Raw genomic sequence first — 14,320 nt, 5'->3', positions numbered from 1 at the left:
GGGCGGAGTGCGACGGGGCGGGGTTTCACGTGAAACATGGCGGCACACGACCGGCCGTTTCACGTGAAACACCGCCCCACAGCGTTCCTGCGCGGGTCCCGTACTACTTCAGGGGCTCAAGGCAGAGCACGAACCGCGTGGTGGAGTGGCGGTTGTGCTGGCTCTCCGCGTAGGCCGTGGTGTTCTTGGGGCAGAGCTCCATGTTCGTGGTGTTGGCATGGACGGCCGTGACCTTGTACTTGGCCTCCGCCGTACCGCAGTCCACCACCTTGAGATCAGGTTTGATCTCGTTGCCGTCGTTCTTCATGCAGTTGCCGACCTTGGCGGTGTCGGCGTCGTTCCAGGAACTCACCCAGGCCACGCCGATGACGATCACGGCGACGACCGCCAGGATCCCCTTCAGGACCGCCTTGGGCGACCGGGACGGCCGGGTGGTCTGCGGAGGTATGGGTCCCCCGCCCTGCATGTAGGGCGGCTGCGGCGCCTGGGGGAAACCCGGCTGCGGTTGCTGCCCGTACGGGGGCTGCGGCTGCTGGGGGTAGGCGTACCCGCCCTGGGGCGGCGGCCCGCCCTGCGGCTGGCCGACCGGCGGCGGTCCGTACGGGGCCTGAGGCGGCTGAGGTGCTTGCGGGTACGCGGCTTGGCCGTACGGCTGCTGCCCGTATGGATTCTGGCCGTATGGGTTGTGCCCCTGCGGCGGCGTGGTCATGGGAGTCCCCCGATATTGGTGTGTCCGGAAGTGACGTGTCCGGACGCGCGAATGAACGCCCGTAAGGTATCGGCTCCGGTGGCGGAGCCGCACAGGCGAGGGCGCCGGCTACGGGGACGTGACGGTCAACGGCGTCCGAAGCGGACCAGGGCCGCGGCGACCACGGCGTAGAGCGCGGCCACCACGACGATCAGCACCGCGGACCGTCCGTCAGGCGGCAGCATCACGGCGGCTACCGCGGCGGCGCCGACGAAGGCGACGTTGAACAGCACGTCGTAGATGGCGAAGATGCGGCCGCGGAAGGCATCGTCGATCGAGGACTGGACCACCGTGTCTGTGGTGATCTTGGTGCCTTGAGTGCCCAGACCGAGGACGAACGCGGCCGCCAGCATCGGTGCCGGGCGGAAGAACAGCCCGAGCGCGGGCGCCAGGACCGCGCCCGCCGCGGCGCAGCACGCCATCCACCGGAACGGAGTGAGCCGGCCGACTGCCCAGGGCGTGACCACCGCGGCCGCGAAGAATCCGGCTCCTGACACGGCGACGGTCACCCCGAGCAGTGCCAGACCCTCGGACGTGCTGCCGGACCAGGCGTACCGGCACAGCATCAGCACCATCACCGTCAGCGCGCCGTAGCAGAAGCGGACCAGCGTCATCGCGGTGAGCGCACCAGCCGGCGTGGGGCGTGCGGCGAGATGGCGCAGCCCCTCCACGAGCCCCCGGACGGTGCTCAACAGGGCGTCTTTGAGGTGTGGTTGGAGGACCGAGGGGTCGGGTCCGAGCAGTTGTGGCGTCATCCGCAGGGCGGTGAGGGCGGAGCAGAGGTACAGCAGCGCGGCCAGCAGCACCACGAACGCGTCCACGTCCGAGCCGGCCAGCCGGATGGCGAAGGCGAACCCGCCGCCGACCGTCATGGCGAGCGTCCCGGCAGTGGGGGCAAGGGAGTTGGCCATCACGAGCTGTTGTCCGCCGTCGACCACACGGGGCAGGGCGGCCGAGAGCCCCGCCAGGACGAAGCGGTTCACGGCGGTCACGAACAGCGCGGAGACGTAGAAGAGCCAGTCCGGGACCTGCACCGCGATCAGGGCTGCGGTGAGCATGGCGAGCAGGGTGCGCAGCAGATTGCCGTACAGCAGGACCTGCCGCCGGCGCCAACGGTCCAGCAGGACACCGGTGAACGGCCCGAGGAGGGAGTACGGCAGCAGCAGGATCGCCATGGCGGAGGCGATCGCCTCGGGTGAGGCCTGTTTCTCGGGCGAGAAGATGACGAAGGTGGCGAGCGCGGCCTGGAACACCCCGTCGGCGGCCTGGGAGAGGAGCCGTGCGGCCAGGAGCGAACGGAAGTCGCGTAGCCAGAGTAATACGCGGAGATCGCGCACAGCATGCATGAGGCACAGCCTCACACAGCCCGCCGGCCTCCGGGAGGAATACCCGGAGGCCGGCGAAGGGGGGTGCGGGGGAGCGCTTAGCGCTCGACCTCGCCACGGATGAACTTCTCGACGTTCTCCCGCGCCTCGTCGTCGAAGTACTGCACCGGCGGCGACTTCATGAAGTACGAGGAAGCGGAGAGGATCGGACCGCCGACGCCCCGGTCCTTGGCGATCTTGGCGGCGCGCAGCGCGTCGATGATGACGCCCGCGGAGTTCGGGGAGTCCCAGACCTCAAGCTTGTACTCGAGGTTCAGCGGGACATTGCCGAAGGCGCGGCCTTCGAGGCGGACGTAGGCCCACTTGCGGTCGTCCAGCCAGGCCACGTAGTCGGACGGGCCGATGTGGACGTTCTTCTCGCCCAGCTCGCGGTCGGGGATCTGGGAGGTGACGGCCTGCGTCTTGGAGATCTTCTTGGACTCCAGGCGCTCGCGCTCGAGCATGTTCTTGAAGTCCATGTTGCCGCCGACGTTCAGCTGCATCGTGCGGTCCAGGATGACGCCCCGGTCCTCGAAGAGCTTGGCCATCACGCGGTGCGTGATGGTGGCGCCGACCTGCGACTTGATGTCGTCACCGACGATCGGCACACCAGCCTCGGTGAACTTGTCCGCCCACTCCTTGGTGCCGGCGATGAAGACCGGGAGGGCGTTGACGAACGCGACCTTGGCGTCGATGGCGCACTGTGCGTAGAACTTCGCCGCGTCCTCGGAGCCGACGGGGAGGTAGCAGACCAGCACGTCGACCTGCTTGTCCTTGAGGACCTGGACGACGTCGACCGGGGCCGCCGGGGACTCCTCGATCGTCTCGCGGTAGTACTTGCCCAGCCCGTCGAGGGTGTGGCCGCGCTGGACCTGGACGCCGGTGTTCGGCACCTCGCAGATCTTGATGGTGTTGTTCTCGCTGGCGTCGATGGCGTCCGAGAGGTCCAGACCGACCTTCTTGGCGTCGACGTCGAAAGCGGCCACGAACTCGACGTCACGGACGTGGTAGTCGCCGAACTGCACGTGCATGAGGCCGGGCACGCGGCTGTCCGGGTCGGCGTCCTTGTAAAACTCGACGCCCTGTACCAGCGAGGCGGCGCAGTTACCCACGCCGACAATGGCTACGCGAACCGAACCCATTCCGGTTGCTCCCTGTGTTCTCGATGAGGGCCTGTAGGGCAGGGCCTCATGTGGTGGTGTCATTCGGACGGATCCGGCCGGGAACCACCCCGGTGCCGGGGCAGGCCGTCCGTGTCTCCTGATTGGTTGTTCTCGTCCTGCGCTGCGGAGTCCGGTGGGCGCTGATCGCGCCCGGCGCGCTCACTCTCGATGAGCTCGTTCAACCACCGGACCTCGCGTTCCACGGACTCCATGCCGTGCCGCTGCAGTTCGAGGGTGTAGTCGTCCAGCCGCTCGCGGGTCCTGGCCAGAGAGGTGCGCATCTTCTCCAGACGCTCCTCCAGCCGGCTGCGGCGGCCTTCCAGCACGCGCACCCGCACATCCCGCGACGTCTGACCGAAGAACGCGAAGCGGACACCGAAGTGTTCGTCTTCCCAGGCGTCCGGTCCGGAGTGGCTGAGCAGCTCTTCGAAGTGCTCTTTGCCCGCCGGGGTCAGCCGGTAGACGATCTTGGCACGGCGTCCGGTCAGTGCCGTGGCGGGAACCCCTTCCGGGGCACCGCCCGTTTCCTCCACCAACCAGCCGCTCGCGACCAGCGCCTTGAGGCAGGGGTAGAGGGTGCCGTAGCTGAACGCTCGGAAGACCCCGAGCGAGGTGTTGAGCCGCTTCCGCAACTCGTAACCGTGCATCGGGGATTCCCGGAGCAGGCCGAGGACGGCGAATTCGAGGATGCCGGAACGCCTGCTCATCCTCCGCCTCCCAGGCACTGTGGGGTCTTTATCTCGTGCTGATGTATCGACTCGATACATCCAGACGATAGAACGGCGCCCTGGTCGGAACAAGTAGTCGGACGGTGAACGGCGTCACATCACTTATTCGTGCGAGGCAACCTGACTGTTTTGGAGTGAATTTCAACACTGGGCAGGTTTTGGCCGTGCGTAGTCTGTGCGGCATGCAGACTGCCGGGAACCGTGGGCCTATACGTGGCGTCCCTGACCTCGGTGTAGTGCGGCCCGCGCGTCAGGAACGGGCCGTGCTTCGGGGGGATCTGAAGACAACTGCCGCCTTCAGGCGACGAGAAAGCGCGCCTGCCCGAGGAGTATTCGTTCCATGAGCGAGCACCGTCGCAAACCACCCCAGCCGCAAGGTGGCGGGCGTGCCGCTGCCAGACGCGCCGCGCCGCCCTCCGGGCATCGTGCGGCCCCTTTGCAGGGTGCCGGCGCCACGCCCCAGCCGCCGGAGCCGCGGCCGGGCGGGCGTGCCGAGGCCCGTCGGGCCGCCCAACGAGGCAGCCGCCGGCGGGGATCCGATTCCGCAACCATGGCGTCCGGTGGTGGCGCCGGGTACGGCGGTGGCCGCCGTGGCGGAGGTGGCGGCGGAGAAGGGGGCCGGGGGCGCGGTCGGGGCGGTGGGAAGCCGCCCAAGAAGCGCTTCATCGATTACCCGCGCGCCAACCACACCGGCTGGCGGCGCTGGATGCCGTCCTGGAAACAGGTGGCCAGCATGTGCGTCGTGGTCGCCGGCCTGGTCGTCGGCGTGGCCGGCGTCGGTCTCGCGCTGGTGCAGGTGCCCGATGTGAACAAGGCTTCCAAGTCGCAGAACAACGTCTACCTCTGGGCCAATGGCAAGGTCATGGCCCGTGACGGTGAGACCAACCGCCAGGTGGTCGGTATCAGCGAAATCCCGCTTTCCATGCAGGAAGCGGTGATTTCGGCGGAGAACGCCTCCTTCCGGAGCGACCACGGCGTCGACCCCATGGGCATCCTTCGGGCCTTGGTCAACATGGCCCGGGGCGGCGACACCCAGGGTGGCTCGACCATCACTCAGCAGTACGTCAAGAACGCCATGCTGAGCCAGGAACAGACCCTGGACCGGAAGTTCAAGGAACTGTTCATCTCGGTCAAGGTCGGCTGGAAGCAGTCGAAGGAGCAGATCCTCCAGGGCTACCTGAACACCAGCTACTTCGGTCGTGGTGCCTACGGGATCCAGGCCGCGGCCCAGGCGTATTACGGCAAGGACGCCGCCAAGCTGGATCCGAGTGAGAGCGCCTTCCTGGCCTCCACACTCAAGGGCGCCAACCTGTACGACCCGGCGGGCGGCATCGGTGCGAACGCCACCCCGGCCCTGAACACCGCACGCGCCAAGGAGCGTTGGGCGTGGATTCTCGACCGCATGGTCGCGAATCACCACCTGACCGCGGCGGAGGAGGCCAAGTGCAAGGCACGGGGCTTCCCCGCACCGCTGAAGCCCCGTCCGGTGGCGAGCAAGGGCGGGCAGGTCGGCTACCTGATCGACGTCGCCAAGAAGTACGTCCTCAAGCACACGGACGTCAGTGAGGCCCGCTTCGACAAGGGCGGCTACACCGTCCAGACGACCTTCGACGAGAAGAAGACTAAGGAACTCGCCGCCGCGGTGAAGAAGGTCAACGACCAGTACATCGACCCGAAGAAGCGGCCGGATAAGGACAAGTACGTCCAGTTCGGCGGCGCTTCGGTCGTGCCGGGCGACGGCAAGATCGTGGCCCTGTACGGCGGCGACGGCTACGACAAGGGACACTTCAGCAACAACGCCGACACCTACGGCGTGCCGGTCGGCTCGACCTGGAAGCCGTTCGTCCTGGCTGCGGCGATGAAGTACGGGAAGGCCGGCAGCGACCAGCCGCTCTCGCCGGACAGCAAGTACAACGGCGACGACCACCTCAAGGTGAAGAACTCGGACGGCACATACGTCCTCAAGAAGGACAACACGCCCTTCTACCAGGTGAACGAGAGCAACTACCCCTGGGGCTACATCTCCTTGCGGAAGGCGATGGAGCAGTCGGTCAACACCCCGTTCGTCCAGCTCGGCATGGACGTCGGGATGGACAAGGTGAAGACCATGGCGCAGGCCGCGGGGATCTCGCCGGCCAGCTTCGACAGGAACCTCAATCCGTCCTTCGCGCTGGGCACGTCCACGCCGAGTGCGATCCGCATGGCCGATGCCTACGCCACCTTCGCCGCCTCCGGCACGCAGGCGGAGCCCTACTCGGTGACCAAGGTGACCTCCGAGGGCAAGGACCTGCCGGGCTTCGAGAAGCCGAAGCCGCAGTCGGCGATCGACGCGAACATCGCCAACAACGTCACCGACGTGCTGGAGAACGTGGTCGAGAACGGCACGGGTAAGGCGGCCAAGCAGCTGGGGCTGCCGGCCGCGGGCAAGACCGGTACCACGGACGAGAACAAGTCGGCCTGGTTCGTCGGCTACACCAAGCAGCTGTCGACGGCCATCGCCATGTTCCGTGAGGACGCGCAGAACCCCCGCCAGCTGTCCATGAACGGTGTCGGTGGTTTCGACTCGATCCACGGTGGTGCGCTGCCGACCGAGGTGTGGACGCAGTACATGCTGCAGGCGATGAAGGGTCTCCCCTCGGAGCCCTTCCCGTCGGCCCAGCCGATCGGGCAGGTCATCAACGAGTCCGGCATGCCGTCCCCGACGCCGACGCCCACGCAGAGCTCCGCGCCGCCGACTCCGTCGAACACGCCCAGCAACTCGGCCTCCCCGACGACGACCCCGACCGCGACCCCGACCCAGTCCTGCTCCCCCTGGGACATGCACTGCAAGAACCACGGGGGGAACAACGGTGGGGGCAACGGCGGCCCCGGCGGGCCGGGGGGTAACACCGGCGGGACGCCTCCGACGTCGCCCGACCCGACCAGTGGTGGGAGCAACAGCGGAGGAGGCATCTTCGGCGGCCCCACCGGCGGCTGAGAACCGCTGAGCGTTTCACGTGAAACGTCGGCCAAGTTTCACGTGAAACATGGCTCCACGAAGCCCCCGACCCGGAGCGACCGGGTGGGGGCTTCGTCGCGTTCGTCCCCGGTGTGTACGGCAGGATGGGGCCATGACGAGCCTGCGACAGGACGAGCCCGTACGGCAGACGCGACGGGATGAGGTGGCCGCGGCCGGCAGCGAGCTGATCGGTGGCCCGCTCGGCCGGCGCGCGCTGCTCGGGGCGCACTGGCTGACGCCGGTGCGGGTCATCGCGCTCGTCGCCATCGGCATGTTCGCGCTCGGCATGGTGCAGAAGCTGCCCTGCTACAACGGCGGCTGGTTCTTCGGCGCCACCAGCCAGTACGTGCACGCCTGCTACTCGGACATCCCCCACCTCTACTCCGGCCGGGGATTCGCCGACGGGCTGATCCCGTACTTCGACAAGCTGCCCGGCGATATGCAGTACCTGGAGTACCCGGTGCTGACCGGGCTCTTCATGGAGGTCGCCTCCTGGCTGACGCCGCACGCCGGGCCGATCCAGGACCGGGAACAGATCTACTGGCTGGCCAACGCCGGCATGCTGATGGTCTGCGCGGCGGTCATCGCGGTATGCGTGGCCCGTACTCACCGGCGGCGTCCTTGGGACGGACTGCTGGTGGCCCTGGCGCCCGCCTTCGCGCTGACCGCCACCATCAACTGGGACCTGCTGGCGGTAGCGCTGACCGCCGCGGGGATGCTGCTGTGGTCACGCAGCCGTCCGCTGGCGGCCGGTGTCCTGATCGGGTTGGCGACCGCGGCGAAGCTCTACCCGGTGCTGCTGCTGGGGCCGCTGCTGGTGCTGTGCTGGCGGGCGGGGACCTGGCGCGCGTACGGGCGGGCCGTCCTCGGCGCGGTGGTGTCCTGGCTGGTGGTGAATCTGCCGGTGATGATCGCCCACGATGCGTCCGGGTTCCACCTCCGGGAGGGCTGGGCGAAGTTCTACACCTTCAGCCAGGAGCGGCCCATCGACTTTGGTTCGGTCTGGCTGCTGATCTCACAGCGGACCGGCAACCCTCTGGAGAACGCCAACCTCTACGCGTCGCTCCTGATGATCCTCGGCTGCGGCGCCCTCGCGCTGCTGACCCTGTACGCACCGCGCCGACCGCGCTTCGCGCAGCTCGCCTTCCTCGTCGTGGCGCTATTCATCCTGACCAACAAGGTCTACTCGCCGCAGTACGTCCTGTGGCTGGTCCCGCTGGCGGCGTTGGCCCGGCCGCGCTGGCGGGACTTCCTGATCTGGCAGGCGTGCGAGGTGATGTATTTCCTGGGGATCTGGATGTACCTGGCCTACACCGGCAACGGCGACAAGCATCAGGGACTGCCGCCCGAGGGCTACCAACTGGCCATCGCGCTGCACCTCCTCGGCACGCTCTATCTGTGCGCCGTGGTCGTCCGGGACATCCTGATGCCGGAGCGCGATGTGGTCCGCAAGGACGGCGACGACGACCCCTCGGGGGGCGTCCTGGACCGGAGTCCCGATGTGTTCGTGCTCGGGCGGGCACCCCACGAGCCGCGGCACGCGGTGCACTTCGAGGGGGCGCCACGGGTGCGCTGGGGCGTCGTACAGGACTGAGTGTCGCGGCGGAAACGCGCCAGGGCCCGGTGCCGCGGAACCTCCCGCAGCACCGGGCCCTGGCGTTGGTGAGTGCCGGGCCGGGTGGCTCAGCGGTCCACGAGGCGGTCGTACTGCGTGGTGGTGTGCCGCAGGTGGGCCACCAGTTCCTCGCCCACCTTGGGCTCGGGGGCGTCCGCCGGGACGAACAGGATCGACACCTGCATGTGCGGGGGCTCGGCGAACCAGCGCTGCTTACCGGACCAGACGTACGGCGCGAGATTGCGGTTGACGGTCGCCAGACCGGCGCGGGCCACGCCCTTGGCGCGCGGCATCACCCCGTGCAGCGCCTTGGGGGACTCCAGGCCGACGCCGTGCGAGGTGCCGCCGGCCACCACGACGAGGTAACCGTCGGAGGCCGCCTTCTGCTGGCGGTAGCCGAACCGGTCGCCCTTGGCGACGCGGGTGACGTCGAGCACCGAGCCGCGGTATTCGGTGGCGTCGTGGTCGCCGAGCCAGAGCCGCGTCCCGATCCGTGCGCGGAAGCGGGTCTGCGGGAACTGCTGCTGGAGGCGGGTGAATTCGTCGGGCTTGAGGTGGCTGACGAACATGGTGTGCAGCGGGAGACGGGCGGCGCGCAGCTGGTCCATCCACCGGATGACCTCGTCGACCGAGTCGGAGCCGTCGGCGCGGTCCAGCGGCAGGTGGATCGCGAACCCCTCCAGCCGGACGTCCTCGATGGCCGCGGCCAGCTTCGGCAGGTCCTCCGGCTTGACGCCGTGCCGCTTCATGCTGCTCATGACCTCGATGACGACCCGGGCGCCGACCAGCCCGCCCACGCCCTCCACCGAGGAGACCGAGCGGATCGCCCGGTCGGGCAGCGGCACCGGCTCCTCGCCGTGCCGGAACGGGGTCAGGACCAGCAGATCGCCGCTGAAGAAGTCCTTGATCTGGGCCGCTTCGTAGGTGGTGCCGACCGCGAGGATGTCGGAACCGAGCCGGGTGGCCTCCTCGGCGAGGCGCTCGTGGCCGAAGCCGTAGCCGTTGCCTTTGCAGACCGGGACCAGCCCGGGGAACTGCTGGAGAACGCTCTGTTGATGCGCCCGCCAGCGCGCGGTGTCGACGTAGAGGGTGAGCGCCATGGCCGGCCCGGAACCTTTCTCGTGGCTGGGGTGTGTCAGGAGTACGGACGGTGCGGTGGAGCGGTCAGCGGCGCGACATGTAGATGTCGAGCGCCTTGTGCAGGAACTTGTTGAGCGGGAAGTCCCACTCGCCGAGGTACTCCGCCGCCTGCCCGCCGGTGCCGACCTTGAACTGGATCAGGCCGAAGAGGTGGTCGTTCTCGTCCAGCGAGTCGCTGATGCCGCGGAGGTCGTAGACGGAGGCGCCGAGCGCGTAGGAGTCCTGCAGCATCCGCCACTGCATCGCGTTGGAGGGCCGGACCTCGCGGCCGATGTTGTCCGAGGCGCCGTACGAGTACCAGACGTGCCCACCGACGACGAGCATGGTCGCGGCGGAGAGGTTCACCCCGTTGTGGCGGGCGAAGTAGAGCCGCATGCGGTTGGGGTCCTCGGAGTTGAGGGCGGACCACATGCGCTGGAAGTAGCCGAGCGGGCGCGGCCGGAACTGGTCGCGCTTCGCGGTGATCTCGTAGAGCCGCTGCCATTCGGCCAGGTCCTCGTAGCCGCCCTGGACGACCTCGACGCCGGCCTTCTCGGCCTTCTTGATGTTGCGGCGCCACAGCTGGTTGAAGCCCTTGTGGACGTCCTCCAGCGCGCGGTTGGCCAGCGGCACCTGGAAGACGTAGCGGGGCTGCACATCGCCGAAGCCGGCGCCGCCGTCCTCGCCCTGCTGCCAGCCCATGCGGCGCAGCCGGTCGGCGACCTCGAAGGCGCGCGGTTCGATGTGGCTGGCCTCGACGTCCCGCAGCCGCTTGACGTCGGGGCTCTGGATGCCCGACTTGATCGCCGTGGAGTCCCAGCGGCGGATGATGACCGGCGGGCCCATCTTCACGGAGAAGGCACCCTGCTGCTTGAGGTGGCTGAGCATCGGCCGCAGCCACTCTTCAAGATTCGGCGCGTACCAGTTGATGACCGGGCCCTCGGGGAGGTACGCCAGGTACCGCTTGATCTTGGGCAGCTGGCGGTACAGGACCAACCCGGCGCCGACCAGCTCGCCGGACGCGTCGAACCAGCCCAGGCTCTCGGACCGCCACTCGGCCTTCACGTCAGCCCAGGCCGGGACCTGCATGTGGCTCGCCGCGGGCAGGCTCTGGATGTATGCCAGATGCTGCTCTCGGCTGATGGTCCTCAGGGTCAGGCTCATGCGGGGCGCTCCTCGGCTGGTGTGTCCCCATGGTCGGGGCTCCGGCTCTCGCGCCGAAGCCTACTGTGACCGGGGAGCACCCCGTCTGGGCCGTACGGGGCCGGGCCCCGTATGCCGCAGCGCAGCGGGCTAGCCGATCACGCCGCCGAAGAGACCGCCGTGCGCCAGGCCGATGTAGAAGCCGACGGCCGATGCACCGAGTCCGATGATCAGCAGGAAGCGTTCAGCCGTTGTCGAGGAGATGTACTGGCCCCACAGGCCCGTTCCGATTCCGATCAGGCCCACCCAGGAACTGACCAGGTGCAGGGTGGGCGAGAACGCGGTGAGGGCGGCAATCGCGCCGAGCACCAAGGTCACGACCGCGAGAGTGTTCTCTACGGGATGGGATTGGCCGTCGCTGTTGAGAAGCGCGAGCAGATTCCGTTGGGTCCGTACTGCCTGTGCCATACGGCACCTCCACTGACAGGGCGGCGCACTGTAACGCCGCTCACACCCGTTGTGTTCCAGATTGGGGGGTCCGGCGGGCGGATTTCAACCGGAAGCACGGAGGCAGGTACTCTGTACGGTCTGCGCACATGTCTGTCCGGATACTCCGGCGGGCCGGGCGCGGAAACGCATCACGACCCTCCTGCCACGGAACGACCGTGGCCGCTGAGTCCAAAGGAGGTGGGTTCACCATGCGTCACTACGAGGTGATGGTCATCCTCGACCCCGATCTTGAGGAGCGCGCTGTCGCCCCCCTGATCGAGAACTTCCTCTCCGTCGTCCGCGAGGGCAACGGGAAGGTTGAGAAGGTCGACACCTGGGGCCGTCGTCGTCTCTCGTACGAGATCAACAAGAAGCCCGAGGGTATCTACTCGGTCATCGACCTGCAGGCCGAGCCTGCGGTCGTCAAGGAGCTCGACCGTCAGATGAACCTGAACGAGTCGGTTCTTCGGACCAAGGTCCTCCGTCCCGAGACCCACTGAGCGCGTACGCGTCCAGCGGTAACCGGGTTCGAGTAGCAGCAACACCAGCAGCCAGCAGCACACCCGCCGAGAGGTTCCCCTAATGGCAGGCGAGACCGTCATCACGGTTGTCGGCAATCTTGTCGACGACCCCGAGCTGCGCTTCACCCCGTCCGGTGCGGCGGTCGCGAAGTTCCGCGTCGCGTCCACTCCCCGCACCTTCGACCGCCAGACCAATGAGTGGAAGGACGGCGAGAGCCTGTTCCTGACCTGCTCGGTGTGGCGTCAGGCGGCGGAGAACGTCGCCGAGTCCCTTACGCGGGGTACCCGCGTGATCGTCCAGGGCCGTCTCAAGCAGCGGTCTTACGAGGATCGCGAGGGTGTGAAGCGCACGGTCTACGAGCTCGACGTCGAGGAAGTGGGCGCGAGCCTGCGCAACGCCACAGCGAAGGTCGCCAAGACCAGCGGTCGTGGTGGCCAGGGCGGCGGCTTCGGCGGTGGCCAGGGCGGCGGTCAGGGCGGTGGCCAGGGTGGCGGCGGCTGGGGCGGTGGCCCCGGCGGCGGTCAGCAGGGCGGCGGCGCTCCGGCCGACGACCCGTGGGCGACCGGTGGTCCTTCTGGCGGTGGCCAGGGCGGCCAGGGTGGCCAAGGCGGCGGCGGTGGCTGGGGCGGCGGCTCCGGCGGCGGCTACTCGGACGAGCCGCCCTTCTAGGTCCGGGCGATGCGTTCCTCCGTCGGTGTTTCACGTGAAACGGCTCGTTTCACGTGAAACGAGGTCGGAGGACGGCCTGGGGCCTGAGGGCGTCAGCACATACTTCTTGAACTCAACTGGAGAGAGACAATGGCGAAGCCGCCTCCGCGCAAGCCTAAGAAGAAGGTTTGCGTGTTCTGCAAGGAGAAGATCTCCTACGTCGACTACAAGGACACGAACCTGCTGCGGAAGTTCATTTCCGACCGCGGCAAGATCCGTGCCCGCCGGGTCACCGGTAACTGCACTCAGCACCAGCGTGACGTCGCCACGGCCGTGAAGAACAGCCGTGAGATGGCGCTGCTGCCCTACACGTCCACCGCGCGATAAGGGAAGGGTGACCGACTCATGAAGATCATCCTCACCCACGAGGTCTCTGGCCTCGGCACCGCCGGTGACGTCGTGGACGTCAAGGACGGGTACGCCCGTAACTACCTGGTTCCGCGTGGTTTCGCGATCCGCTGGACCAAGGGTGGCGAGAAGGACGTTGCGCAGATCCGCCGCGGTCGCAAGATCCGCGAGATCGCCACGATCGAGCAGGCCAACGAGGTCAAGGGCCGGCTTGAGGGCGTCAACGTGAAGCTGGCCGTTCGTGCCGGCGACGCGGGCCGCCTGTTCGGCTCCGTCACCCCGGCCGACGTCGCCTCGGCGATCAAGGCTGCCGGTGGTCCGGACGTCGACAAGCGCCGCGTTGAGATCGGTTCGCCGATCAAGACCCTGGGCGCGCACCAGGTCTCCGTGCGTCTGCACGCCGAGGTCGTTGCGAAGCTCGGCGTCGAGGTCATCGCCGCCTGAGCGCAGTTCACGGCAGAGCGCTGAAGGGCCGTACCCCGTCACGGGGTACGGCCCTTCGCGTTGAGCGGGCGGTGCGGTGCGGGGGTCAGTCCTCGTCCTGGGCACGCTCGTAGAGTTTGGCGACGTCCTCGTCGAAGTACGCGGCGTAGGAGACGTCGTCCTGGTCGCCGCCGCCCTCGTGGCCGCCGAGGACGCCGATGACCGTGCCGGTGTGGCTCTTGGGGTCGTAGTCGGCCAGCCACGGGCTGCCGCTGGTGCCGCCCTCGAAGTCGGTGCACTGGATGCGCATCTGGGTGTCGCTGAACTTCGTGGTGCGGTTCTGGCAGGAGATCGGGGTGTCCCGGCTGGTGGGATAGCCGGTGATCTTGACTTCGTTGTCGAAGCCGCGGTCGATGCCGAGGGTGTTGCCGCCGAGGACGTCCTGGATCTCCTTGCCGTCCTTGGTGTCGAGGGTGAGGAAGGCGACGTCGAGGTCCTCGTCCTGCGACTTGGCCCAGCGGTCGTCGACCACGACCTTGTTGACCTTCCACAGGCCGGTGGGCTCGTCGCCGTTGCGGTAGTCGGGGGCGAAGACCAGGTCGTCCACCGGCTTCCCGGCGTCGGCGTCGAAGGCGCAGTGGGCCGCGGTGATCAGCATGTTCCGGCCCGGGCTCTGCACGACGCTGGCGGTGCAGAAGTGGGCGCCGTGGTCGTCCTTCTCGAAGACCGCGCCGATCCGGCCGTTCTCCTCGGTCCTGCGCGGGGTGTAGGCGCTGCCGTTCTGGGGCGGGGCGGTGGCCGAGGGGTCCTGGTCCTGGGGCGCCTGGCCGGGCGCGCCGGACTTGCCGTAACCGGTGTGGCCGCCGGTGGCTCTGGTCGGGTGGGTCTCCTCCGCTGCGTAGCCCACCACTGCGGCTGCCCCCACGATGACGAGCGTCAGGGGCAGGACGGA

The 14,320-nt window shown here is 68.2% G+C and carries 14 protein-coding genes; 6 read left to right on the top strand and 8 right to left on the bottom strand.

All coding sequences use genetic code 11. From position 1 onward, the window contains the following. Positions 1-103: 103 nt before the first annotated feature. The 4 genes from ACO0M4_RS18940 to ACO0M4_RS18925 form a co-directional block, all read right to left on the bottom strand. A complete protein-coding gene (locus ACO0M4_RS18940; protein WP_430371866.1) occupies positions 104-709 on the bottom strand; it encodes an LppU/SCO3897 family protein in 606 nt (201 codons plus the stop codon). 125 nt (positions 710-834) lie between these two features. Continuing rightward, positions 835-2,094, bottom strand: coding sequence for an MFS transporter (locus ACO0M4_RS18935; protein WP_430371864.1), 1,260 nt, complete (start codon positions 2,092-2,094; stop codon positions 835-837). Positions 2,095-2,171: 77 nt separating this feature from the next. Further along, positions 2,172-3,254 carry an inositol-3-phosphate synthase gene (locus tag ACO0M4_RS18930; protein ID WP_430371862.1) on the bottom strand — a complete coding sequence of 361 codons (1,083 nt, stop codon included), beginning with the start codon at positions 3,252-3,254 and terminating at the stop codon, positions 2,172-2,174. A gap of 59 nt (positions 3,255-3,313) precedes the next feature. Beyond that, positions 3,314-3,982 carry a PadR family transcriptional regulator gene (locus tag ACO0M4_RS18925; protein WP_430371860.1) on the bottom strand — a complete coding sequence of 223 codons (669 nt, stop codon included), beginning with the start codon at positions 3,980-3,982 and terminating at the stop codon, positions 3,314-3,316. Between the two features lie 361 nt (positions 3,983-4,343). On the opposite strand from ACO0M4_RS18925, the gene ACO0M4_RS18920 reads away from it, so the two are divergent. Together ACO0M4_RS18920 and ACO0M4_RS18915 are read left to right on the top strand one after the other, a co-directional pair. Next, positions 4,344-6,980, top strand: a complete 2,637-nt coding sequence (locus ACO0M4_RS18920; protein ID WP_430371858.1) for a transglycosylase domain-containing protein — start codon at positions 4,344-4,346, stop codon at positions 6,978-6,980. Between the two features lie 133 nt (positions 6,981-7,113). Further along, the gene (locus ACO0M4_RS18915) at positions 7,114-8,595 is read left to right on the top strand and encodes a glycosyltransferase family 87 protein (RefSeq protein WP_430371856.1); all 1,482 of its coding nucleotides are present in this window, start codon (positions 7,114-7,116) and stop codon (positions 8,593-8,595) included. An 89-nt stretch (positions 8,596-8,684) separates the two neighbouring features. Here ACO0M4_RS18915 and ACO0M4_RS18910 read toward each other — a convergent pair whose 3' ends face one another. The 3 genes from ACO0M4_RS18910 to ACO0M4_RS18900 all read right to left on the bottom strand — a co-directional run bounded on the left by ACO0M4_RS18910 (position 8,685) and on the right by ACO0M4_RS18900 (position 11,346). Next, positions 8,685-9,716 (bottom strand): alanine racemase, encoded by a 1,032-nt coding sequence (locus ACO0M4_RS18910; protein WP_430371854.1) that lies wholly within the window; start codon positions 9,714-9,716, stop codon positions 8,685-8,687. Positions 9,717-9,780: 64 nt separating this feature from the next. Continuing rightward, a complete protein-coding gene (locus tag ACO0M4_RS18905) occupies positions 9,781-10,899 on the bottom strand; it encodes a lipid II:glycine glycyltransferase FemX (protein ID WP_430371853.1) in 1,119 nt (372 codons plus the stop codon). Between the two features lie 129 nt (positions 10,900-11,028). Beyond that, on the bottom strand, positions 11,029-11,346 hold the full coding sequence (locus ACO0M4_RS18900) for a hypothetical protein (protein ID WP_430371852.1): 318 nt from the start codon (positions 11,344-11,346) through the stop codon (positions 11,029-11,031). Between the two features lie 230 nt (positions 11,347-11,576). Between ACO0M4_RS18900 and rpsF the strand changes: the two genes are divergently transcribed. The 4 genes from rpsF to rplI all read left to right on the top strand — a co-directional run bounded on the left by rpsF (position 11,577) and on the right by rplI (position 13,389). Continuing rightward, positions 11,577-11,867: a 30S ribosomal protein S6 gene (gene rpsF / locus ACO0M4_RS18895; protein WP_018542659.1), complete on the top strand. Its 291-nt coding sequence runs from the start codon at positions 11,577-11,579 to the stop codon at positions 11,865-11,867. An 82-nt stretch (positions 11,868-11,949) separates the two neighbouring features. Continuing rightward, complete coding sequence (locus ACO0M4_RS18890) at positions 11,950-12,558, top strand: single-stranded DNA-binding protein (RefSeq protein WP_430371850.1); 609 nt, start codon at positions 11,950-11,952, stop codon at positions 12,556-12,558. 129 nt (positions 12,559-12,687) lie between these two features. Beyond that, positions 12,688-12,924: a 30S ribosomal protein S18 gene (gene rpsR / locus ACO0M4_RS18885; protein WP_018838794.1), complete on the top strand. Its 237-nt coding sequence runs from the start codon at positions 12,688-12,690 to the stop codon at positions 12,922-12,924. Positions 12,925-12,942: 18 nt separating this feature from the next. After that, positions 12,943-13,389 (top strand): 50S ribosomal protein L9, encoded by a 447-nt coding sequence (rplI, locus tag ACO0M4_RS18880; RefSeq protein WP_390010892.1) that lies wholly within the window; start codon positions 12,943-12,945, stop codon positions 13,387-13,389. Positions 13,390-13,474: 85 nt separating this feature from the next. On the opposite strand, the gene ACO0M4_RS18875 is transcribed toward rplI, so the two are convergent. Next, complete coding sequence (locus tag ACO0M4_RS18875) at positions 13,475-14,293, bottom strand: trypsin-like serine peptidase (protein ID WP_430371848.1); 819 nt, start codon at positions 14,291-14,293, stop codon at positions 13,475-13,477. Positions 14,294-14,320 lie beyond the last annotated feature (27 nt).

The organism is Streptomyces sp. RGM 3693, assembly GCF_050471125.1.
GTDB lineage: Bacteria > Actinomycetota > Actinomycetes > Streptomycetales > Streptomycetaceae > Streptomyces.
The sequence above is the reverse complement of the archived record's forward strand: the minus strand, read 5'-3'. Positions and strand labels throughout refer to the sequence as shown.

Coding starts and splice junctions, on each gene's coding strand:
- ACO0M4_RS18905 (WP_430371853.1), bottom strand. CDS start 10,899: ATGAGCCTGACCCTGAGGACCATCAGCCGAGAGCAGCATCTGGCATAC.
- ACO0M4_RS18920 (WP_430371858.1), top strand. CDS start 4,344: ATGAGCGAGCACCGTCGCAAACCACCCCAGCCGCAAGGTGGCGGGCGT.
- ACO0M4_RS18910 (WP_430371854.1), bottom strand. CDS start 9,716: ATGGCGCTCACCCTCTACGTCGACACCGCGCGCTGGCGGGCGCATCAA.
- rpsF (WP_018542659.1), top strand. CDS start 11,577: ATGCGTCACTACGAGGTGATGGTCATCCTCGACCCCGATCTTGAGGAG.
- ACO0M4_RS18930 (WP_430371862.1), bottom strand. CDS start 3,254: ATGGGTTCGGTTCGCGTAGCCATTGTCGGCGTGGGTAACTGCGCCGCC.
- rpsR (WP_018838794.1), top strand. CDS start 12,688: ATGGCGAAGCCGCCTCCGCGCAAGCCTAAGAAGAAGGTTTGCGTGTTC.
- ACO0M4_RS18940 (WP_430371866.1), bottom strand. CDS start 709: ATGACCACGCCGCCGCAGGGGCACAACCCATACGGCCAGAATCCATAC.
- ACO0M4_RS18890 (WP_430371850.1), top strand. CDS start 11,950: ATGGCAGGCGAGACCGTCATCACGGTTGTCGGCAATCTTGTCGACGAC.
- ACO0M4_RS18925 (WP_430371860.1), bottom strand. CDS start 3,982: ATGAGCAGGCGTTCCGGCATCCTCGAATTCGCCGTCCTCGGCCTGCTC.
- rplI (WP_390010892.1), top strand. CDS start 12,943: ATGAAGATCATCCTCACCCACGAGGTCTCTGGCCTCGGCACCGCCGGT.
- ACO0M4_RS18935 (WP_430371864.1), bottom strand. CDS start 2,094: ATGCATGCTGTGCGCGATCTCCGCGTATTACTCTGGCTACGCGACTTC.
- ACO0M4_RS18915 (WP_430371856.1), top strand. CDS start 7,114: ATGACGAGCCTGCGACAGGACGAGCCCGTACGGCAGACGCGACGGGAT.
- ACO0M4_RS18900 (WP_430371852.1), bottom strand. CDS start 11,346: ATGGCACAGGCAGTACGGACCCAACGGAATCTGCTCGCGCTTCTCAAC.